The organism is Vibrio sp. B1ASS3, from assembly GCF_905175355.1.
Classification (GTDB): Bacteria; Pseudomonadota; Gammaproteobacteria; order Enterobacterales; family Vibrionaceae; genus Vibrio; species Vibrio owensii.
The window spans coordinates 3,075,932-3,098,119 of sequence record NZ_HG992742.1 but is presented as its reverse complement, the minus strand read 5'-3'; the positions used below and the strand labels follow the sequence as shown (position 1 = coordinate 3,098,119).

Genomic DNA, 22,188 nt, shown 5'->3' with positions numbered 1-22,188 from the left:
CAGTGATTCGGCAACACAACAAAAATGAGTAAAGCAAGGCTCTTACCCCGTATGCCCTATAACTTGTTGTTTATTTGTTCATTATTAAAAGAACAAATAGTTTGAAACAAGTTGGCACACAAATTGTATTGATGTTGTCAGAACAGACTTACGAGATTCTAAACCCTGCCATAGGGCAGATTTAGCAAGTAATTTTTTTACGGTCAGTGCTTATCCAAATGAGAGTAAAGCTGGCCGCTTCGCAAAAGCTTGCGAACTCAACAGGAGAGCAAAATGGCTGTAACAGTTAGTACTAACGTCTCCGCGATGACCGCGCAGCGTTATTTAAACAAGGCGAGCAACGAGCTAAACACCTCGATGGAACGTCTATCATCTGGTCACAAGATTAACAGTGCAAAAGACGATGCAGCAGGTCTACAGATCTCTAACCGTCTAACGGCTCAGTCTCGTGGTCTAGATGTGGCAATGCGCAACGCAAACGACGGTATCTCGATTGCCCAAACGGCAGAAGGGGCGATGAACGAAGCGACGTCAGTGATGCAACGTATGCGTGACTTGGCGATTCAATCTGCAAACGGTACTAACTCTCCTGCGGAACGCCAAGCGATCAACGAAGAATCATCTGCGTTGACGGATGAACTAAACCGTATCGCAGAAACAACATCATTTGGTGGTCGTCGCCTATTGAACGGTTCGTTTGGTGAAGCGGCATTCCAAATCGGTTCAAGCTCTGGTGAAGCGATGATCATGGCACTAACGAGCATCCGTGCGGATGACCAGCGTATGGGCGGTGTGACTTTCTTCTCTGAGAATGGCAAAGACAAAGATTGGGGCGTGGATCCAACTAAAGCGGATCTAAAAATCACGCTTCCAGGTATGGGTGAAGACGAAGACGGCAACCCAGACGATCTAGAAATCAGCATCAATGCGAAAGCAGGTGATGATATTGAAGAGTTGGCAACGTACATCAACGGCCAATCTGATATGATCAATGCATCGGTAAGTGAAGACGGCAAACTACAAGTGTTTGTTGCGCACCCGAACGTTCAAGGCGAGATTTCAATCTCTGGTGGCCTAGCATCGGATCTAGGTCTAAGTGATGAAGCGGTACGTACATCCGTGCAAGATATCGATATGACAACCGTGCAAGGTTCTCAAAACGCGATTTCTGTACTGGATTCAGCGCTTAAGTATGTTGACTCACAACGTGCTGACCTAGGTGCAAAACAAAACCGTCTAAGCCACAGCATCAATAACTTGGCAAACATCCAAGAAAACGTTGATGCATCGAACAGCCGAATTAAAGATACGGACTTTGCGAAAGAAACAACGCAAATGACCAAAGCTCAAATTTTGCAACAAGCAGGTACTTCGATTCTTGCTCAAGCGAAACAGTTGCCAAACTCTGCGATGTCACTATTGCAGTAGTTTACCTAGCCTGTATTCAATACATTCAGACGTGGATGGGAATGCAGGCTTATGGCAAGCAACTTTATAATAGAATGTGCGGCTCTCTCATCTCTCACCTGCCAATCATTTTCAATGTAAAGTTGCACCCGGTGTGCCGGTTATGTGTTCATTTCTCTTGATCTCCACATAGGCTCTGGCTACCAACCTAGCCCCAGTTCTCTCAAAGGAAAAGGGGCTTTTTCTTTTCTATCTCCCAGATAAAACATTCCTGTCCCTCATCTAACTCACTGCTTTCTAGCTGTTTTTGGTTGTTCTTTGCTCAATTTAGAGCGCTCGGCTTAAGCTGCAGAAACTTGAGGCTTTTTTTCTACTTTTCTCTCATTTTTCTAGCCAAATCGCGCAAATTCACTTTTTTTGATTTTTTTCTAAAGCTTCTGAAATCCGAGTCGTTAATAGAAGTAACTTTGAGAGAACTACTTGGTTTTCCGAGACGTCGGAAACCGCTACATCGGAAAATCAATTGGAGAAATCACCATGGCAGTGAATGTAAACACAAACGTATCAGCGATGACCGCTCAGCGTTACCTAAACAACGCAAATTCAGCACAACAAACTTCTATGGAGCGTTTGTCTTCAGGTTTCAAAATCAACAGCGCGAAAGACGATGCTGCGGGTCTTCAAATCTCGAACCGCTTGAACGTACAAAGCCGTGGCCTGGATGTGGCTGTTCGTAACGCGAACGACGGTATCTCGATTGCACAAACTGCTGAAGGTGCAATGAACGAGACGACTAACATCCTACAACGTATGCGTGACCTATCTCTTCAATCTGCGAATGGCTCTAACTCAAAATCTGAGCGTATTGCGATTCAAGAAGAAGTAACGGCACTGAACGACGAACTAAACCGTATCGCTGAAACAACATCTTTCGGTGGCAATCGTCTACTTAACGGTACTTACGGCACTCAGTCTTTCCAAATCGGTGCGGATAACGGTGAAGCAGTAATGCTTAACCTAAAAGACATGCGCTCAGACAACAAAATGATGGGCGGCGTGAGCTACCAAGCTGAAAACGGTAAAGACAAAAACTGGAACGTTGAAGCGGGTAAAAACGACCTGAAAATCAGCCTGACTGACAGCTTTGGTCAAGAGCAAGAAATCAACATCAGCGCGAAAGCGGGTGACGATATCGAAGAGCTAGCGACGTACATCAACGGTCAAACTGACCTAGTAAAAGCGTCAGTAGACCAAGACGGTAAACTGCAAGTTTTCGCTGGTAACAACAAAGTAGAAGGCGACGTTGAATTCTCTGGCGGCCTATCTGGTGAGCTAGGTCTAAGCGACGGTAAGAAAGTAACGGTTGATACTATCGACGTAACATCAGTAGGTGGCGCACAAGAATCTGTGGCTATCATTGATGCGGCATTGAAATACGTAGACAGCCACCGTGCAGAGCTAGGTGCTTTCCAAAACCGTTTCAACCACGCAATCAGCAACTTGGATAACATCAACGAGAACGTGAACGCGTCGAAGAGCCGTATCAAAGATACAGACTTCGCGAAAGAAACGACTCAAATGACCAAGTCACAAATTCTATCGCAAGCGTCAAGCTCAATCCTTGCGCAAGCGAAACAAGCGCCGAACTCAGCGCTAAGCCTACTAGGTTAATTAACCTAATACGACGCGATACAAAAGCCAGGCTCACCCCTGGCTTTTTGCTTATTCAAATCACGCATTAGGTACACCGAATAGGGCAGGTGACAAGGAGTTCGTATCGATTAGATGGTCTCTTTAAATACCAATGTTACTGCGATGATGACGCAGCGACACCTCAGTCATGCGGCTGAGCAAAACATAGAGTCTCAGCGAAACCTCACCTCGGGCTATCGGATTAACTCCGCCAGTGATGACGCTGCAGGTCTGCAAATCTCCAATACTCTTAATGTTCAAACAAGAGGGCTTGATGTCGCCTTGAGAAATGCACACGATGCGTATTCGGTGGCACAAACCGCAGAAGGCGCTTTGCATGAGAGTAGTGATATATTGCAACGCTTGCGCTCTCTGGGGCTGCAAGCGGCAAACGGCAGTAATGACTCAGGTGATCGGCAAAGTATTCAATACGAGGTCGTAGCGCTGCAAGATGAGCTTGATCGTGTCGCGATCACGACGACATTTGCAGATAAAAACCTATTTGATGGCTCTTACGGCTCGCAAAGCTTCCATATTGGTGCGAATGCCAACTCTATCTCTCTGACACTGCGAAATATGCGCAGTCACATCCCGGAGATGGGAGGGCAGCATTATGTTGGTGATGCAGTCGATAAAGATTGGCGAGTCACTAAAGATAATCAAACTCTTAAATTTGAATACCAAGACAGTAAAGGGCAAACCCAAACAGAATCTATTGGGCTCAAGCTAGGAGATCGCATCGAGCAAGTTGCTACTTATATCAATGCGCAGCAATCGATAGTGAGTGCCTCAGTGACTGAAAACAATGAACTGCAATTCTTTGCCTCTACGCTGAATGCACCTGAAGGTGTAACGTTAGAGGGCAGTTTAGCGGATGAGCTTGACGTTAGTGCTGGTGGTTTAGTCACAATGGACGACATCGATATGTCGACTGTTGGCGGGGCACAGCTTTCAATTGGAGTGATTGACGCGGCAATTAAGTATGTTGATTCGCATCGAAGTGAAATAGGTGGCTTCCAAAACCGGGTGAGTGGCACGATGGATAACCTTAATACGGTAAACCGGAGTGTGACTGAATCTAAAGGGCGGATACGAGATACGGATTTTGCACGAGAATCGACGGAGATGGTACGCTCACAAGTGCTGCAAGATGCGACTACCGCATTGTTAGCCCAAGCGAGCAGAAACCGAGCTCGGCACTTGGCTTGCTCAGTTAAAAGGGTTGCAGCGATGAACATCGCTCAGGAACAAAAGTTTCAAGTAATAAAAAACGCTGCCAATGGCAGCGTTTTTTTCGTGTTGGGCTAAGTAAAAATTACTTAGTTACACGTAGAACTGGAGTTTCACCAACAGTAACAGAACCAGAAAGCTTGTTCAGCTCTTTGATTTCGTCCATGTTAGAGATAACAACTGGAGTTAGCGTTGATTTCGCTTTCTCTTCTAGAAGAGCTAGGTCGAATTCAATTACAGTGTCGCCAGCTTTAACAGTTTGACCTTCTTCAGCGATACGCTTGAAGCCTTCGCCTTTAAGTTCAACAGTATCGATACCGAAGTGAACGAAAAGCTCAACACCGTCGTCAGACTCGATAGAGAACGCGTGGTTCGTTTCGAAGATCTTACCGATAGTACCGTTTACAGGAGCTACCATTTTGTTACCAGCAGGTTTGATAGCAATACCATCACCAACGATTTTCTCAGCGAAAACAACATCTGGCACATCTTCGATGTTCACGATCTCACCAGAAAGTGGTGCGATGATTTCGATTGCACCTGCGTCAGCGCTGTCGTCAGATACTAGCTTCTTAAGTTTGTCAAACAGACCCATTGTGTCATGCTCCTAACGTTTTATTTAATTCTGTCGAATTATAGTATACCAATCTTTCGAGATAGACGACTTTTTTTTAACCGCCTATCTCATTGGAATTAGTTGATTATTGAGTTTTCTCTGCAATGAACTTTTCTACAACTGCTTCGATTTCTGCTGCTGTTGGTAGAGAAAGTGCTTCTTCAGCCATTGCTTTCACTTCTGCGAAGTTAGAGTTACGGATAACTTTCTTAACTTTAGGGATAGAGATACCGCTCATTGAGAACTCGTCTAGACCCATACCTAGAAGTAGAAGTGTTGCACGCTCATCACCTGCTAGCTCACCACACATACCAGTCCACTTACCTTCAGCGTGAGAAGCGTCGATAACTTGCTTGATCACAGTAAGTACAGCTGGTGATAGTGGGTTGTATAGGTGAGAAATCATCTCGTTACCACGGTCAACCGCTAGTGTGTACTGAGTTAGGTCGTTTGTACCGATAGAGAAGAAAGCAACTTCCTTCGCTAGGTGGTGCGCGATAGCTGCTGCAGCTGGAGTCTCAACCATTACACCGATTTCGATGTTTTCGTCGAATGCATGGCCTTCAGCGCGTAGTTCTGCTTTGTACTCTTCGATCGCTTTCTTAAGCTCACGGATTTCTTCAACAGAGATGATCATTGGGAACATGATACGTAGTTTACCGTGTGCAGATGCACGTAGGATACCACGTAGCTGGTCACGTAGGATTTCACGACGATCCAAGCTGATACGTACTGCACGCCAGCCTAGGAACGGGTTCATCTCTTTTGGAAGATCCATGTATGGAAGATCTTTGTCGCCGCCGATGTCCATAGTACGGATGATCACAGACTCACCATTCATTGCTTCCGCAACTTCTTTGTAAGCTTGGTATTGCTCTTCTTCAGTTGGAAGTGCATCACGGTCCATGAACAGGAATTCAGTACGGTACAGACCAACGCCTTCGCCACCGTTGCGGATGATACCGTCACAGTCTTTAACTGTACCGATGTTACCGCAAACTTCTACGCGGTGACCGTCAGTTGTTTCTGCGTGTAGGTCTTTTAGCTTCGCTAGCTCTTCTTTCTCAGCAAGGAATGCAGCTTTAACTGCTTTTGCTTCTTCTAGTTCAGCGTCAGATGGGTTGATAACGATCTTGTTGTTCATCGCATCAAGAATCAGCATGTCGCCGTTCTTAACTTGCTTAGTGATGTCGTTAGTACCAACGATGGCTGGAAGCTCAAGAGAGCGAGCCATGATTGAAGTATGAGAAGTACGACCGCCGATGTCACAAGCAAAACCAAGAACGTAATCTAGGTTGATTTGTGCAGTTTCAGATGGCGTTAGGTCGTAAGCTACTAGGATCACTTCTTCATTGATGTCGCTTAGCGAAACAATGTTGATGCCTAGAGCGTTCTTAACGAAACGAGAACCGATGTCACGGATGTCAGTTGCACGTTCTTTCAGGTATTCGTCGTCTAGCGACTCAAGAGCACATGCTTGCTCTTCGATAACTGAATGAATTGCGTGGTCCGCAGACATTTTGTCGTTTTTGATAAGTGCTAGGATTTCTTCTTCTAGCTCTTCGTCTTCAAGAAGCATGATGTGACCTTCAAAGATCGCTTCTTTTTCTTCGCCAAACGTTTCAAGCGCTTTTTGCTTGATAGTTTCTAGTTGAGCAGAAGATTTGTTACGAGCTTCAAAGAAACGTGCAACTTCTGCTTCTACTTGATCATCAGAAATAGTGTTTGTGTTTAGGACAATTTCATCTTCTTGAAGTAGTAGTGCTTTACCGATTGCAATACCTGGAGATGCTAGGATGCCTGAAATCATAGCCTTACCTTAAGTTGGTCAACTTTATAAAACGGGAGAATAATGGGTGCGCTAACGAATAGTATTAGCTTAGTTTTGAGCCTATTTCCAACGAAGCCATTTTGCTTTCACAAAATGGCTTCTGAAATAGGAGACCGAATTAGTGTAGTTGGTCCATTAGAGCAACTAGGTGGTCAACTGCTTGCTGAGCTTGTGGGCCTTCAGCTGAGATAGTAACTAGAGTACCTTTTACTAGGCCTAGTGTTTGTAGCTTGAATAGGCTCTTAGCGCTAGCGCTTTTACCGTTAGAAGTCACAGTGATGTCCGCGTCGAATGCTTTAGCTTCTTTAACGAACTGTGCAGCTGGACGAGTGTGAAGACCGTTTTCTGCTGTGATTTCTACTTGCTTCTCGTACATGTGATATACCCCAATAAATGTATTTTTTTGTTAGTTTGTGACTGAGTTTTAGCTTAACTGCTTTACACCTTGTGCGCTAGCACGGGAGAGTTCAAAGCGTGTCAGAACTGATACTAGTCAAAAGTTTGGTGATTGCGCAACTGTTTGCGTGCGTAATCACTCTGAAACCTTTTTGGTTTAGATTCTTTATTTTGAACCTAAAAATAAAACACCCTGATATTACCAAAGGTGGGGCAGGGATCAACAAAAAAGCCCCTGAACGGGGCTTTTTTAAACGAAAAATTGATTTGACCACATATTACTGTTGGTTCTCTTTCTCGGTAAAGATGCCGGCAAATAGTGCCGTACTTAGGTAACGTTCACCAGAGCTTGGAAGAACCGTTACAATCGTTTTTCCTTCAAATTCAGGTAGTTCTGCAAGGCGGTTTGCCGCAACAACTGCTGCACCTGAAGAAATACCCGCTAGGATACCTTCTTCTTCCATTAGGCGACGAGCCATCTCAATCGCTTCTTCAGACGTTACTTGCTCAACACGGTCTAGAAGTTCTAAATCTAAGTTCCCAGGGATGAAACCAGCACCGATACCTTGGATTTTGTGAGGAGCAGGTTGGATTTCTTCGCCTGCTAGCGCTTGTGCAATCACTGGTGATTCAGCTGGCTCTACTGCCACAGAAGTGATGGCTTTGCCTTTTTCACCTTTGATGTAACGGCTTGTACCAGTGATAGTACCGCCCGTACCAACACCTGCTACGAATACGTCGATTTCACCGTCTGTTGCTTCCCAAATTTCAGGGCCCGTTGTCTTCTCATGAATCTCTGGGTTTGCAGGGTTGTTGAACTGTTGTAGAAGCAGGTATTTGTCTGGGTTGCTTGCTACGATTTCCTCGGCTTTCGCAATCGCGCCTTTCATGCCTTTTGCTGCTTCTGTTAGTTCTAGGTTTGCACCTAGCGCTTTAAGAAGTTTACGACGCTCAAGGCTCATTGATTCAGGCATCGTCAGTGTTAGCTTGTAACCGCGAGCTGCTGCTACGAATGCAAGTGCAACACCTGTGTTACCACTGGTTGGCTCTACTAGCTCAACACCTGGCTTGAGCGTACCTGCTTTTTCAGCTTCCCAAATCATGTTTGCACCAATACGGCACTTAACGCTGAAGCTTGGGTTGCGCGCTTCGATTTTCGCTAGAACTTTACCCTCGCTCACTTTGTTTAGGCGAACTAGAGGAGTATTACCAATGGTAAGAGAGTTGTCTTCGTAGATCTTGCTCATAGTGATGTTCCTTCATTACACGTTTTGTGAATATGGATAGAAGAATATGCGGTATAAAAAAAAGGGAAAAGGATTAAAAAGTTATATCTTATGAGGTTGGTCAAGAAATCCGCAAAATAACTGAGGAGGCACATTCGTCCTCCTCAATTGGTTTAAAAAGCCACCTATTATTGATGCTTAAATTCGGTAACCCACATCGCGGTTGCGCCACAGACAGCAACAGGCATAACGATAAGATTGAGAATTGGGATAGTCGTGAATACAGAAACCAGCACACCAAACCCATAGGCCTTACCTTGCTTTTGTTTCAATTTGTAACGCATGTCGTTGAAAGGGACTTTGTGGTTATCAAATGGATAGTCACAATATTGAATCGCTAGCATCCATGCGGTGAAAATAAACCATAGAAAAGGTCCAACGGTTTGACCTAATGCTGGGATGAGCAAGAGTAAAAACAAGCCTATCGCTTTTGGTAACACGTAAAGTAGTTTGCGCCATTCACGGGCCATCACGCGAGGTACATCCTTGATGAGTGCCGCAAAGCCGTCATCATTGACTTTTTGTCCTGTAAGAGACTCTTCTACTTTCTCTGCCAACAACCCATTAAAAGGCGCGGCGATGAAGTTAGCTAATGTACTAAAGAAGTAGGAGAACGTGGCCAGAATGGTCAATACCAATATCGGCCATAAGATGTAGGTAAGCCATGAGAGGAACTCTGGCAGCTTACCAATCCAATTCTCAATCCAAACATCGAGATGGGAAAATAAATAGAAGATAGCGCCCCCAACAAGCAAAATGTTGGCAAGCAGCGGCAAGACGACAAAACGTCGGATCTCTGGGGAGAGAGCTATTTGAATTCCGTATAGGAAGTAACCGAATCCGGTTCTAGGCTGATTATTCGACTTCATATCCATTTTGTTTCTTGTAAGTGAAAACTCATTGTACCTGTGGATGCTTTTCTTTCAATGCCCTAACAATTTGGGTCTTGTAAAGTGGAATCGTGGCAAGAATCACAACAAAAAGCGGAACTTCTTGCATTAAGTTGTTCTAAACCTACATATAGTTTTGGTAAAGTAAAAGCATCATTCGGATTTATTGCACTTGGGTTACTGCTCAAGGATGTGCGAGTAGTAAGAACAAGTAGATTGAGAGTAAATAATGCAGGAATTGCGATTCGTACTCATTGTTGTTGGCGCATTAGCCATCGCCGCATTGCTATTTCATGGTTTGTGGACAAGCAAAAAAGAAGGCAAAGCGAAATTTGGTAACAAGCCGCTTGGTAAGTTGGACGTTGACCAAGAGGGTAAAGACTCCCTAGATCAAGAGCGTGAAATCGCTCCTGTTCCAGAAGACGATTTCGAAATCATCCGCAAAGATCGTAAAGAGCCTGACTTTGGGATGGAAAGTTCTTTCGACAACAAATTTGCCTCTGATCCACTGATCGATGATGTTCTTGATGTTAGAGAAAAAGAACACAAAGAAGAGCGCGAAATCCCTGCTTTTGTCGCAACGAAGAAAACCGAAGACGAATTAGAACCTGTTCTGCAAGAGCCAGTACAGTCGTCGGTTGTTGAAGAAGAAATTATTGAACCAGTCTTTGAAGCTCCTGAAGTACCAGAAGCGCCAGTTATGCCAGAAGTCGAGGCGATACCGGTAATGGCTGAAGAAGTGATTGAAGAGCCAAAACCAGAACCTGAAATGCAAGTGATTGTGTTGAATGTTCATTGCGCTGGCGATGAGCCTTTCATCGGCACTAAACTGTTCGATAGCATGCAGCAAAATGGATTGATTTATGGTGAGATGAATATCTTCCATCGTCATGTTGATTTATCAGGCAATGGTAAAGTGCTGTTTAGCGTGGCCAACATGATGCATCCAGGTACGCTAGAACACGGCGACCCAGCTGAATTCAGCACTAAAGGTATTTCGTTCTTTATGACGCTACCTTGTTATGGTGAAGCAGACCAAAACTTCAACCTTATGCTGCGTATTGCACAACAAATCGCTGACGACATGGGCGGTAACGTTTTGGATGATCAACGTAACTTGATGACACCAGATCGATTGGCCTCATATCGACGTCAAATAGTTGAGTTTAATGCTGCTAGCGCATAACCTTAACACCAAATAATGATAGGGCTCCGTTAGGAGCCCTTTTTCTTAGATTCCCAACCTCATTGAACAATATACACGGGGCTTTAATATGTCTGAATCAGTACTTCAGCGACTAGAAGAATTAAAAGAGTCGTTGCATTACCACGCTGTTCGTTACTACGTGGAAGATAACCCAGAGATTCCAGACGCAGAATACGACCGTATGATGCGTGAACTATTGGATATTGAAGCCGAGCACCCAGAGTTGGTGACTGTTGACTCTCCAAGCCAACGTGTTGGTGGTCAGCCACTGTCTGAATTCAGCCAAGTCACTCACGAAGTGCCAATGCTGTCTTTGGACAACGCGTTTGATGATGCTGAACTGGATGGTTTTCATAAACGTGCTCAAGACCGTGTCGTTGGCCATACCATTAAACAATACTGCTGCGAGCCTAAGCTTGATGGCTTAGCTGTGAGCCTGCTGTATGAAAACGGCGTTTTGGTGCAAGCGGCAACGCGTGGTGACGGTACGATGGGTGAGAACATCACTGAAAACGTACGTACTATCAGCGCTATTCCATTAAAGTTACAAGGCAAAGACTGGCCGACACGTCTAGAAGTGCGCGGTGAAGTGTTTATGCCAAAAGCGGGTTTTGACAAACTTAACGAGAACGCACGAAAAAAAGGCGAGAAAGTTTTTGTTAACCCCCGTAATGCGGCAGCAGGTAGCTTACGCCAATTAGATTCCCGTATCACGGCTTCACGTCCTCTAAGCTTTTACGCATACAGTGTTGGCGTTGTGGAGGGGGCAACCCTTGCTAACAGTCACTACGAACGATTCTTACAAATCAAATCGTGGGGCTTGCCAATGTGTCCAGAAACCAAGCGTGTCGATAGCTTGGAAGAGGTTAAAGCATACTACCAAGATATTCTTACTCGTCGTGAGGCTTTGGCTTACGAAATTGATGGTGTCGTTATCAAAGTGGATGACATTGCGATTCAAGAGCGATTAGGTTTTGTTGCTCGTGCGCCTCGTTGGGCGATTGCATACAAATTCCCAGCTCAGGAAGAAATCACCACGCTGAACGAAGTTGAGTTCCAAGTTGGTCGTACTGGCGCAATTACTCCAGTAGCAAAGCTTGAACCAGTATTTGTTGGTGGTGTAACAGTATCTAACGCTACGCTTCATAACGCAGACGAGATTGAGCGTTTGCAAGTGATGGTCGGTGACCAAGTCGTGATTCGTCGTGCTGGCGACGTGATTCCACAAGTGGTGTCTGTTATCAAAGAGCGTCGCCCTGAAACGGCTCGTGAAATCCTTTTCCCAGATGCTTGTCCGGTGTGTGGTTCTCACGTTGAGCGTATCGAAGGTGAAGCAGTAACACGTTGTACTGGTGGCTTAGTATGTCAGGCACAACGTAAAGAAGCGTTAAAGCATTTTGTTTCCCGCAAAGCGTTAGACGTAGACGGCCTGGGTGACAAGGTGATTGAGCAGCTAGTGGATCGTGAGATGGTGGAAACGCCTGCTGATCTATTTAAGCTTTCTGCGGGTGTCTTAACCGTACTAGAGCGTATGGGGCCGAAATCGGCAACCAACGTTGTCAATGCGCTTGAGAAATCAAAACTCACTACATTGCCACGCTTTTTGTACTCACTCGGCATTCGTGAAGTAGGGGAGGCAACCGCAGCCAACCTAGCACAACACTTCAAGAATCTGGATGCGATTCAGCAAGCGACAGAAGAGCAATTGATTGAAGTTCAAGACATTGGTGTGATCGTGGCAAAACACATTACGACTTTCTTTGGCGAAGAGAAAAACCAAGCTGTTGTTCGTGACTTGCTAGAACAAGGCATCAACTGGCCTGACATTGCAGCACCACAAGAAGGTGTTGAATTACCATTGGAAGGCAAGACGGTCGTATTAACTGGCACGCTTTCTCAACTAGGTCGCTCAGAAGCGAAAGAAGCATTACAGAACCTAGGTGCGAAAGTAACGGGTAGTGTATCGAAGAAAACAGACATTCTGTTTGCTGGTGAGAACGCTGGTTCTAAGCTTGCAAAAGCGCAAGAGCTCGGTATTGAGATTCAAACTGAGCAAGACTTACTCAACTTGATGAATTAACTCCCCTCAAAAAAGCTAAAAAATATATAAAAGCCCCAATTGCCAGTCAGTTGGGGCTTTTTCTTTGCAATTAAAAAGTCACTCAATAACTGCCTAAATCTTCCTTTTCCTGATTTCAGTGATCCGGATCTCTCCTTCACTTATTCTTCTTTTATCGGTAAAAGTCTGCGATCAACTTCAAACTGAGCTTTGTTGGTTCGCCCTAAGTAATTGTATTTTAAGTGCTTAGTCTATTTGTGTGCCTTTGGTGTTAAAAATAAGATCTGGATCAACAACTTATATGGAACTTTGGCGTTGGTCATATTTTTTTAGAAAAAAAATAAGTTCCATTTGGATGTTTTTAGATGCGAAGTTAGTCTTAGAAGCGTGGATACACGGTGTGTATGCAGGAACTAAAAAGAACCAATTTAGAAATATTGAGGTTCACTCAGGAATTTACTTCTCTCCTTCGGCGGCCAACTTAAGGTGAGATAGAAAAATACAGCTATATCCATTTTTAGGAGTTTTTTCCATGGACAAATTTTTTAAAGTATCTGCCCTTTCTGCGGCAATGATGGGTGCAGTAGTTGCTGCTCCAGCAATGGCTGAAGATCCATTAGGTCCAGAGTACGCTGGCGCAGTTTCAGAGTTTTTCTCTGAGTCGACTATCAGCGGTAACCTTAACTTTTGGATGCGTGCTCGTGACCGTGGCAATGTAGATGCAAATGGTAACGACACTAAAAAGGTAACGAACCTAGACCACGGTTCTATCTTTGCAAACCTAGGCTTCAACTCTGGCTATGTTGGCGGTGTTGCTGGTCTTGATGTTGTTATCTACAGCACATTCGACATGTGGCAAAACGGTGGTGCAGACCACGAAATGAACTTCTGGGGTGTAAACAACCCATACGATAAAGAAGCGAAAGACAGTGCATGTTCTGATGTATGGACTGACTGTACAGACAACGGCGTTTCATTTGCTACTGCGGCAGCGAAGTTCAAACTAGGTGATTCTGCTACTGCGAAACTTGGTTACTTCCAACCATCTGTACCTAGCTCTCTAGGTGTTAACTGGTCATTCGCTCCTGGTACTTACCTAGGTGGTGAAGTTGGCGGAAAAATCGGTGGTGTTGACCTAGGTTTGGTTGTTGCGACTGAATACAAAGCACCGTGGTTCAAAGAAACTTACGAATTCAGAACAACTAAGGGTGAAGACGCAGGTACACTTTACTCTGTAGGTGGTCGTTACACTCTAGACAACGGTATCTCTCTCGATGCAGCATACGGTGGTCTATCTGATGGTGACCGTTGGAACGCTCACTTTAAAGTGAAAGGTACAACAGAAGGTGGTCTATACTGGTCTCCTCAACTATACATCGTTGATGATAGCGAACAGTACGACAGCACTGCATACCAGCTAGCACTTTTGACAAGCTTCTCTTCTGGTCAGTACTCATACCGTGCTGAAGCGACATACACTGGCGCAGATTCTGGTGACCCAGCAAACGTTGGTAACATGTCTTACCGTCTAACTAGCCAATACGGTGGTTCAAACGGTGCTTACGAAATCTGGTGGAACAACCGTTCTGACTTTAACCACGATGAAGAGCTAGCGGTATTTGGTTCTGTGTCTCGTGACTTCTCTGATATCGGTGGTAAAGGCTTTAGTGCTGGTCTAAGTGGTGCATACGGCTTCGGTTCATCTGCTCAAGGTTATGATGACCTTAGCGAGTACGCATACAGCGTCTTTGCAAACTACGCAATCCAAGCTGGCGCACTTAAAGATGCTCACATCAGCTTCTACTACACTAACTACTACAATGATACAAACGCTCCGAACTGGACAGGTTACACTAACTTGTTCCAAGATGAGGAAGATTTCAAGCTAGTACTAGCAATTCCGTTCTCAGTTAAATAAGCGAACTGAATACACCATATAGTGTCTAAAAAGCTGAGCATACGCTCAGCTTTTTTTGTCTCAGAGACCAAGGAGCTAACCATGAAGAAAGCACTGATCATTCCATTTGTATTATTCTCCCTTCAAGCTTGCAGCACTGCCCCTAAAACCCCAGCCGAGTATTGGTATGGGCAAGGTGAACGTTTTGGCTCAAATGGCTACCGCTACGACAACGATGTTTTAGCGAACTTAAAAGAGAGTGTTTCTTTTGACGAAGCATCCTACAAAGCGGGCTATGAAGCAGGTAAAGCGGAGTACTGTGATCCTTTCAAAGCGTTTGAAAAAGGTATCCAAGGTACTCGTTATACTGACCAATGTGCAGGTCAGCCTCAAGAAGTCATGATCAAAGCGGAATGGCAAAGAGGGTGGGATGCATTTATCAGTTCTGACTTCTACAAGTTCTAAGTTTTTTCATTTAATGGCCAACGAAGTTTATCAACGTAAAAATAGATAAACTTCGTTAAAACCATTGATAATGTTACTTATTTAAATGTACCACCGTACATTGTGCATAATTCACGTGGTAAGTGTTTTACTGTACCATCACTAAATGTGCAATCTACGCCAGCACCAAATGCATGTCCCGCTGAGTTTTGTGCTAAAGAAATTGGAGATGCAAAAATAAAGCACGCGATAAATAAAGCAGCAATCTTTTTCATGGTGAATCCTCTCACTCATTAAATTTTCAGCTTAGGCTGAATAATTAATTGATCTTTAAATTTAAAGTTAGAATTGTTTTATTTCTTTATCGTACCATTTTGATGTTGGCATAAGACGATTGGCATATAATCGCTAGTCCCGTCTGGTAGATAGCATTGCACGTTAGGCCCTGTAGCGCTGTTACCGTTTGAGCCTGAGTAGGCAAACACGCTTGATGAAAACAACACCACAGCGAACAACATCATTGTCTTTTTCATAGTACTTCCTCTTACTTACCTTAAAAAAATATAAGCACTTAATTGACATGCTTATGCGTTAAGTATGTATAGAGACCTAGAAAGATCAAAATTAAATTCAACAGTGTTTTATTTTTTAAAATAAATTTAGATTTCGAAAAAGGAGTTATATTTTTCTATGTGTCTGAATTATTTAATTTGAATAATTGAGTAAGAGTAGGAAAAGAGAGTATGCTGATAATATTTATATCACTTAATTTTTGTGGTTAATTTAAATAAGTGAATGAAATAAAAGAAGTAGTTTGAATAGATATGAAATAGGGTGCTTTGCACCCTATTATTTTGACACAAGTCAGCGAGAAACCGGTTTAATCTTAAGAATAATACCGTCAACGGCGATAATTTCGACTCGAGTTCCTGCTGGTAAATCGTGTTCTGATTCAGCAGACCAAGTAGTATCTGCCACTCGTAAGCGGTTCATCCCCACCGTGAAGTCTTCATCTAATGTCACGATACTACCGACTAATTGCTTCTGCTTTTGGTTAAGATCGCGCGCGCTGTCGCTCTTACGATCTTTCGACCATTGCTTTCTCCACCACAGCCACGTTGTCATCAAGCTGAAAGCGGCAAAAGCTAACCATTGCATCTGCCAACTGATGGGCAAGAATGACAAAATGGTTCCAACGATAAGCGCTGATATGCCAAGCCATAAGAAATAGCCAGCAGTGCCGAGTAGCTCGATCGCTAGCAAAGCAAAACCAAACGCAATCCAATGCCAGAACGTAACGCCTTCCAATAGGCTAAATAAATCCATAAGTAGACCTTAGTCTTTACTTTGTTTGAACATCTCTGCGATACCAGCAACGGAGCCCATGAGTCCAGTTGCTTCAATCGGTAACATGATAATCTTACCGTTTTCTGCTTGGCCGATACTTTTCAATGCCTCAGTGTAGCCCTGAGCAATAAAGTAGTTCACTGCTTTGACATCACCTTTAGCAATGGCTTCTGACACCATGTAAGTTGCTTTTGCTTCCGCTTGCGCCGCACGTTCGCGAGCTTCTGCATGTAAGATCGCAGATTGCTTTTCACCTTCCGCTTTTAAGATCTCGGATTGTTTTTGACCTTCAGCGCGTAAGATTTCGGCTTGGCGCACACCTTCAGCTTCTAAGATTTCTGCACGTTTATTACGTTCTGCTTTCATCTGGGCATTCATCGCTGCAGTCAGATCTGCGGGTGGCTGAACGTCTTTAATCTCAATACGTGTCACTTTAACACCCCAAGGGTTAGTCGCTTGGTCAACAATAGAGAGAAGCTTGGTGTTGATCATGTCACGTTGGCTGAGCATTTCGTCCAGCTCCATTGAACCAAGTACGGTGCGGATGTTAGTCAACGTAAGGTTACGAATAGCATGCTCTAGGTCGTTTACTTCATAGGCTGCTTTGGCAGCGTCGATAACTTGTACAAAGCCGACTGCGTCGATAACGACATTCGCATTATCTTTAGAAATGACTTCTTGAGCTGGAATGTCGAGAACTCGCTCCATCATATTGATCTTCTGACCGATTCTATCGACAAACGGAATGATTAAGTTCAAACCTGGTTTAAGAGTGTGGGTGTAGCGCCCAAAGCGTTCAACTGTCCAGTTGTTGCCTTGAGGAACGGTTTTAATCGCAGACGCGAGGAGGATGATGGCTAGAGCAACGAAAATACCGATGGTGATCAATGAGTCAATTGGCATGTGCTATTCCCTTAAGTGCATAGTATTGATTCATTTTTACTCATTTGGGCCTATGAAACAATCGTAGAAATGAGAGGTTTGATAAATTCCAGACAAAATAAAGGCCGGAAATTCCCAGCCTTTATTCACTTTAATTTCAGGTTGTTACTCTACGTCGAGCTTTACTTAGGATATTCAATCCAACTTGAACCATCTAACGAGACGTAGTACTTACCATTTACTTCAATCACCGTTGAGCCAGAGTTCTGCGCGACCACTTGTGTTTCAGGTAGGTTTCCTGCTAACTCATCCGGACTAAAGGATTTCTTCTCATAAATGTTTTGCTCAAGAATATTCGATACCAATTGGGATAGCGCTAAATAGCTTGATGGCGCTTTAACGTGCTTAGTATCGCCTTGGCGTTGGATACCTTCGCCGAAGACTTTAATTCCGACAGGAGTGTGAACGATCGTTGGTGCCGGAATCTCACGCATGCCTGAAATCTGCATTCTATCTCCTCGCATACCAGCGCCATGCTCTGGCACCAAAGCAACAACGATATTGCGTTTGGAGGCTTTAAGCTCTTGGAAGAACGAATAAAGATCATCAAGAAGGTTCTTTAGGCGTTTCTTGTAACTCACCATAGACGTTGTCGAATTGGCATTGATGATGCGGTTACCATCATGCAATGAGATGGTGTTATACAACGCAACGACTTTCTCATCATCGCTTTTGATCCGTTGTTGCCACCAATCATCAAGCACCTGTTTGTCACGGAAGATTGACGAGCCATCAAATGATTTTTGATAAGGCTTGAATCCTTCTTGAGACATCAAGTTCGTTTTTAGGTCGCCATCTTTTTTGATCAGTTCTAAGAAGCTATCGAACACACCGTTGTGGTTCATCAACAGATTTTCGTTGAAGCCGAGATCTTTCAGATTATCGAACAAGTAACATTGCTTTGGAGCAGGCTCGAACAATTTACTGTGCTCTTGTTGACCACAGCTCGCTCTCAGCAGTCTAACAACGGCAGGCCCGCTGTAGGATGTCGCCGCGCTGAAGTTATCAAACATGACATCAAACTCTTTGAACAACGGGTGATCAGCCATACCAGCAATCTCAATGTCATCCCAAGCGACGGAACAGATGCTCAAGAACAGCAAATCAAACGGAGCATCTTGTGCACTATCAGGGCTGAATGAGACTCGTCGTGACGCTTCTTTCGCAAAGAAATCTGCTGTCATACTGTTGAGTGACTCTTCGTTGATTTCTGTGACTTGAGGTTGTGTTGTTTTCGCCACTTCCGTAGTTGCTGGTGGCGCAGGTTGAGTTGTCTCAACGGTGACTGAACCCTGTGGCGTTTTTGGAATGCTGACGTAAATCATCGCGATGACAACGAATACAGAAACGCGTAAAAACTTACTCAGGATGAAATATGCTGCGCACAAAGCAAACAACCCAAGCAATGCTTGCACAGAGATGAAGCGTCCCATGAGTTCGACAAGATAGCTAAACTCAAACTGCATCAACTGACCCGCCTGAGCCCATAATCGCTCTAACGGAGGTAAGAAAGAGTCATAATGCAGTAGCCATGCAGCGATGATCACTGAGATAACATGCCGCAGGACATTCAATGCTCTTACTGGCACAGGTAACAGAATAAAGAGCAAGAGCGCAAAGTTTTCTAGCGGATGGAAATCGATGATCCCTTGGAGGAAGAGGGCAACTTTGGCAATAAAATAAATGTTCCACCAACCCAATCCAATTGTGAACTGAGCGGGCTGTTTAGAGTGTGAAGTCATCACTTAAGCTTCTTGTTTTTGTTTACAGAAAGATCTTGTTCAAAGTATTGCGCGCGTTTTAAGTATCTATTGTAGAGTCGCTTTATCGCGCTGACTGCATCACGCAGAAAGTAGCCAAGGACTAATCCTACGCAAAGGCTAATGCCTACGGTGAGTATAAAGTCATCAATGTTCATTCCTGCTCCTTAATGTTGATGGCTTTTTTTACTGCGAACAAAGCAGGAACCTCGCTCATAGGCTTTTTCGTTACCGCGAAAATCTGTTTCTCCGTGGTCAAGCTTGATACCTCCTCGGAGATGCTGACTTCATCCTCTAGGATGTATTTTAGTTCAGCTTCGATGTCGTAATGGGTATCGAAGGTGCGCGTTGAGTGAAACAAATCTCGAGGTGGAAACTCGAAAATATTGTTGAGTGCAACATCAATGTCGTTATGACGGATAGCACTGAACAAAACATACAGTGCTTTGTTACACGCGGTGACGACATCACCATCTCGTCGGATGTGGCACAGACGAAGGCATTCTTCAGGGCTCATTCCTGGCAGCAAATTCAACTTAATCAGAGCAAAGTTGACATTAGAACGGCTCGAACTGGCGATCACATCCGTACAGTATTGACTGAAGTCTCTGTTATGCAGGTAGCCTTTGCTGCCAAATTTAACGTCGTACTTTAGTAAGGCCTCTAAGCTTTGAGGCAATGCACGTGTCAGCATTTGTCCTTGTATAGCTTCCACCTGAGTCATAAAGCGCATCTGAGGCACTTGCACCGGTGAAATCAGATTTACACCAGCGCGAAGCAAAAACTTTTCATCCGCGTATCGTAAACATTGTTGTGTTTCTCTGATCACGAGCTTGAGTTGTCTGCCTGCTTTCGTGCGAAGTCGGTAGCAATCCAATGCCAACTGTTGCACTTCGCTCTGGCTTGAACAGTTGAAAACGATCGTTGAGGCTCTGGGGCTATCTAACATCTCCAATAGCTGTTGGTTATTTTCTGCTAGGTGCATTCCTTTTGGCACTTTTGTGCTGTCACCCAGAGCTTCTTTTGTTATGTAAAGTCGTTCGCTATCGGCTTTGTCTTCTGTAACGCCGTTCGTTTGCAACTTTTCATATGGTGTCGCGAGCAAGTGGCCGTTCTCATCAAAAGATAGGATGTATTCCTCTTCTGATTTCACCCCATGTTTGCTGGACCAAAAGTCGACAAAGTAACTGTATCGTGTTTCATCTAATGCGCTCATCGTCGCTAGACCAGCAAGGTATTGATTATTCGTCAACAACTTAGGCTTAAGTATCGATGTCGCCAAATGACCATAGATACATATATTGATAATGAGCGATTTTTTATGGGCGAATTCATTTATTGTTCTTAGGAATATGCCTACATCTTTGTCGCTGCAGTGAGATAAAATCGAGTCGGGAATAAACAAAATATAGTTAGAGTTCTTACTAATATTTATTTTATGAATGTCTTTGGCGAGATTGATTGGGTCTAACTTCTTTTTTTGACTTTTATTACTTATGAAGTAGATCTTATCAAGGTAACTATCAGATAAGTCATTGAATTTTTGTGATGCTTCGCGGTTTAGACCGGAAAGGAAAGTTTCTTTATTGGTGAAGCTTGTAAGTGAAGTGTTGTAATTTTGGCTTGATGCACTAATTAAGAACTCGATTGTCATGTGTTTGTGAGAAAATAAATTGACGTATACAGATCGATTTTCTCGTGCACTGGTAATTGCGGATAAACCGTTTATTAATGACATCAAAATAGCCTTTTAATCAGTTGGTTATGTTCATTTTTCTTTGTCTTTAAGCTGCCGCTGTATGTAAAACGTTACAGAAAAAAATGTCAATGTGACAATAAAATGACGCGAAGATATTAAACGAAATTGATCAAAAATAAAATTAGATATAGCATTATCCACCTTGATGTTTATAAGTTTAAAATTATGCATTTGCAAACTAATGCGTTTATAGTTTGACTATAATTTTTTCTTATATGTCGTAAACGGATAATTACAACTCATCTTCATAATCTCAGTTTCTGAAGCCAAACATCATTTAGGAATTTAATAATCATGTGATCAATGACTTAGGTTGTTCACATTTTTTCTCATTCTATAAATATGTGATGCACGGGTTAGGTGCGTCAAATTTTCAGCATCGTATTTGATAAAATTTTAAGCAAGATAGGAGTGTCTTAGCGCTTTATCAGATGCGTGGGTAACGTGGAAAGATGTCGTGACAGAGCCAGCAAAAGACATTAATTCGATCTACTCTTCATATGACTTAACTCAGCATCAATATGTTGAGACGACAGAAAACGAGTCGTATCTCAATGTGAAAAGTAAATGGTTGGTTTTTCAATCCCAATCGACCAAAGACCGTGGAACTGGGATCAAAAACAAACAAGCAGGTCTTGAAACGGAAGCGATATGAAGCGCCTTCTTTTTGTTAGCCTGAGGGGCGGGTGTGGAGCAACCACGATAACCGCAAACTTGGCTCAAGCTTTAGTCAAAATTAACAAGCAGGTTCTCGCGATCGACGCAGTGCCTGAGAATCTGTTACGCCTTCATCTTGGCCTTCCTTATGAAGAGCGAGACGGGTGGGCTGCACGTGTGTTGTCTGGCGATGCTTGGGTAGAGGCCGGGTATCAAAGCCCGCAAGGCGCTCTGTTGCTGCCATTTGGTGACTTGGATGCCAACCAAAAGGGGCAGTTCGCGCAATCTTATCAATACCTTCAAGCGCTTGGTCGATCAACGTTGCAAGTCACAGATGCAGAGCAATGGCAGTTGTTCCATGGTGATATGTCTTACCTCATGACTCCAGAAATGAACGCGTTTGTTGAGTCGATGGACATGGTGTTTGTGGTTATTAACGCTGATGCAATGAACTACGCAGCGTTACAAACGGCGCTTAGACACTCGTCTCAAATCAGCAACCTAGTTGAGTCTGGTAAGTTGCGTTACATTCTTAATCAATATCAGCCTGAGACTGAGATTGGTCGAGACTTCATGCTGGTGTTTAAGAAGGAACTGCAAGCGTCGTTAGTGCCTGTTCTCATGCACCGTGATACGGCATTGGCTGAATGCGCCGCCAACTTGACGACTGTTCAGCATTACTCTCCGACGAGCCAAGCAGCGAAAGATTACCAGTCTTTGGCATTTTGGTGCGTTTCAACGCTTGCTGCTGCAACTTCTCAGGGCTAG

20 protein-coding genes and 1 pseudogene are annotated in these 22,188 nt (G+C 43.9%); 9 read left to right on the top strand and 12 right to left on the bottom strand.

All coding sequences use genetic code 11. From position 1 onward, the window contains the following. The first annotated feature begins 273 nt into the window (after positions 1-273). The 3 genes and pseudogenes from KJB05_RS13960 to KJB05_RS13950 all read left to right on the top strand — a co-directional run bounded on the left by KJB05_RS13960 (position 274) and on the right by KJB05_RS13950 (position 4,316). Positions 274-1,428 carry a flagellin gene (locus KJB05_RS13960; RefSeq protein WP_208444584.1) on the top strand — a complete coding sequence of 385 codons (1,155 nt, stop codon included), beginning with the start codon at positions 274-276 and terminating at the stop codon, positions 1,426-1,428. 516 nt (positions 1,429-1,944) lie between these two features. Then, on the top strand, positions 1,945-3,078 hold the full coding sequence (locus KJB05_RS13955) for a flagellin (RefSeq protein WP_208444585.1): 1,134 nt from the start codon (positions 1,945-1,947) through the stop codon (positions 3,076-3,078). 114 nt (positions 3,079-3,192) lie between these two features. Further along, positions 3,193-4,316 (top strand): annotated as a pseudogene (locus KJB05_RS13950) (flagellin). A 98-nt stretch (positions 4,317-4,414) separates the two neighbouring features. Here KJB05_RS13950 and crr read toward each other — a convergent pair. The 5 genes from crr to cysZ all read right to left on the bottom strand — a co-directional run bounded on the left by crr (position 4,415) and on the right by cysZ (position 9,327). After that, positions 4,415-4,924: a PTS glucose transporter subunit IIA gene (crr, locus tag KJB05_RS13945; RefSeq protein ID WP_005425608.1), complete on the bottom strand. Its 510-nt coding sequence runs from the start codon at positions 4,922-4,924 to the stop codon at positions 4,415-4,417. Positions 4,925-5,030: 106 nt separating this feature from the next. Continuing rightward, positions 5,031-6,755, bottom strand: a complete 1,725-nt coding sequence (gene ptsI / locus KJB05_RS13940) for a phosphoenolpyruvate-protein phosphotransferase PtsI (protein ID WP_180825718.1) — start codon at positions 6,753-6,755, stop codon at positions 5,031-5,033. A gap of 139 nt (positions 6,756-6,894) precedes the next feature. Then, positions 6,895-7,152, bottom strand: a complete 258-nt coding sequence (locus KJB05_RS13935) for an HPr family phosphocarrier protein (protein WP_005436894.1) — start codon at positions 7,150-7,152, stop codon at positions 6,895-6,897. Between the two features lie 298 nt (positions 7,153-7,450). Further along, entirely contained in the window at positions 7,451-8,419 is a 969-nt protein-coding gene (gene cysK / locus KJB05_RS13930) for a cysteine synthase A (protein ID WP_208444587.1), read from the bottom strand. A 167-nt stretch (positions 8,420-8,586) separates the two neighbouring features. Then, entirely contained in the window at positions 8,587-9,327 is a 741-nt protein-coding gene (gene cysZ, locus KJB05_RS13925) for a sulfate transporter CysZ (protein WP_009707253.1), read from the bottom strand. Positions 9,328-9,577: 250 nt separating this feature from the next. Here cysZ and zipA point away from each other — a divergent pair, with 250 nt between their 5' ends. From zipA to KJB05_RS13905, 4 genes are all read left to right on the top strand, one after another. Then, positions 9,578-10,534: a cell division protein ZipA gene (gene zipA / locus KJB05_RS13920; protein WP_208444588.1), complete on the top strand. Its 957-nt coding sequence runs from the start codon at positions 9,578-9,580 to the stop codon at positions 10,532-10,534. An 88-nt stretch (positions 10,535-10,622) separates the two neighbouring features. Continuing rightward, a complete protein-coding gene (gene ligA / locus KJB05_RS13915) occupies positions 10,623-12,635 on the top strand; it encodes an NAD-dependent DNA ligase LigA (protein WP_208444589.1) in 2,013 nt (670 codons plus the stop codon). A gap of 511 nt (positions 12,636-13,146) precedes the next feature. Continuing rightward, positions 13,147-14,532: a multidrug transporter gene (locus tag KJB05_RS13910; protein WP_208444590.1), complete on the top strand. Its 1,386-nt coding sequence runs from the start codon at positions 13,147-13,149 to the stop codon at positions 14,530-14,532. An 81-nt stretch (positions 14,533-14,613) separates the two neighbouring features. Further along, a complete protein-coding gene (locus tag KJB05_RS13905; protein WP_208444591.1) occupies positions 14,614-14,976 on the top strand; it encodes a DUF2799 domain-containing protein in 363 nt (120 codons plus the stop codon). Between the two features lie 77 nt (positions 14,977-15,053). Here the strand turns inward: KJB05_RS13905 and KJB05_RS13900 are convergent, their stop codons facing one another. The 7 genes from KJB05_RS13900 to bcsE form a co-directional block, all read right to left on the bottom strand. Further along, positions 15,054-15,230 carry a hypothetical protein gene (locus tag KJB05_RS13900; protein ID WP_020197694.1) on the bottom strand — a complete coding sequence of 59 codons (177 nt, stop codon included), beginning with the start codon at positions 15,228-15,230 and terminating at the stop codon, positions 15,054-15,056. Between the two features lie 78 nt (positions 15,231-15,308). Further along, positions 15,309-15,488, bottom strand: coding sequence for a hypothetical protein (locus tag KJB05_RS13895; protein WP_009707247.1), 180 nt, complete (start codon positions 15,486-15,488; stop codon positions 15,309-15,311). Between the two features lie 331 nt (positions 15,489-15,819). Next, positions 15,820-16,281, bottom strand: coding sequence for an NfeD family protein (locus KJB05_RS13890; protein ID WP_005436909.1), 462 nt, complete (start codon positions 16,279-16,281; stop codon positions 15,820-15,822). Between the two features lie 9 nt (positions 16,282-16,290). Beyond that, positions 16,291-17,205 carry an SPFH domain-containing protein gene (locus KJB05_RS13885; RefSeq protein WP_005436910.1) on the bottom strand — a complete coding sequence of 305 codons (915 nt, stop codon included), beginning with the start codon at positions 17,203-17,205 and terminating at the stop codon, positions 16,291-16,293. A gap of 161 nt (positions 17,206-17,366) precedes the next feature. After that, positions 17,367-18,986 (bottom strand): cellulose biosynthesis protein BcsG, encoded by a 1,620-nt coding sequence (gene bcsG / locus KJB05_RS13880; protein ID WP_208444605.1) that lies wholly within the window; start codon positions 18,984-18,986, stop codon positions 17,367-17,369. Then, on the bottom strand, positions 18,986-19,162 hold the full coding sequence (locus tag KJB05_RS13875; RefSeq protein WP_213053083.1) for a hypothetical protein: 177 nt from the start codon (positions 19,160-19,162) through the stop codon (positions 18,986-18,988). Before KJB05_RS13875 ends, bcsG begins: the two co-directional genes overlap by 1 nt. Next, a complete protein-coding gene (bcsE, locus tag KJB05_RS13870; protein ID WP_208444592.1) occupies positions 19,159-20,742 on the bottom strand; it encodes a cellulose biosynthesis protein BcsE in 1,584 nt (527 codons plus the stop codon). The genes KJB05_RS13875 and bcsE overlap by 4 nt, the downstream gene beginning before the upstream one ends. 478 nt (positions 20,743-21,220) lie before the next feature. On the opposite strand from bcsE, the gene KJB05_RS13865 reads away from it, so the two are divergent. Both KJB05_RS13865 and bcsQ read left to right on the top strand, forming a co-directional pair. Beyond that, the gene (locus KJB05_RS13865; RefSeq protein ID WP_208444593.1) at positions 21,221-21,418 is read left to right on the top strand and encodes a hypothetical protein; all 198 of its coding nucleotides are present in this window, start codon (positions 21,221-21,223) and stop codon (positions 21,416-21,418) included. Continuing rightward, on the top strand, positions 21,415-22,188 hold the full coding sequence (bcsQ, locus tag KJB05_RS13860) for a cellulose biosynthesis protein BcsQ (RefSeq protein WP_208444594.1): 774 nt from the start codon (positions 21,415-21,417) through the stop codon (positions 22,186-22,188). The genes KJB05_RS13865 and bcsQ overlap by 4 nt, the downstream gene beginning before the upstream one ends.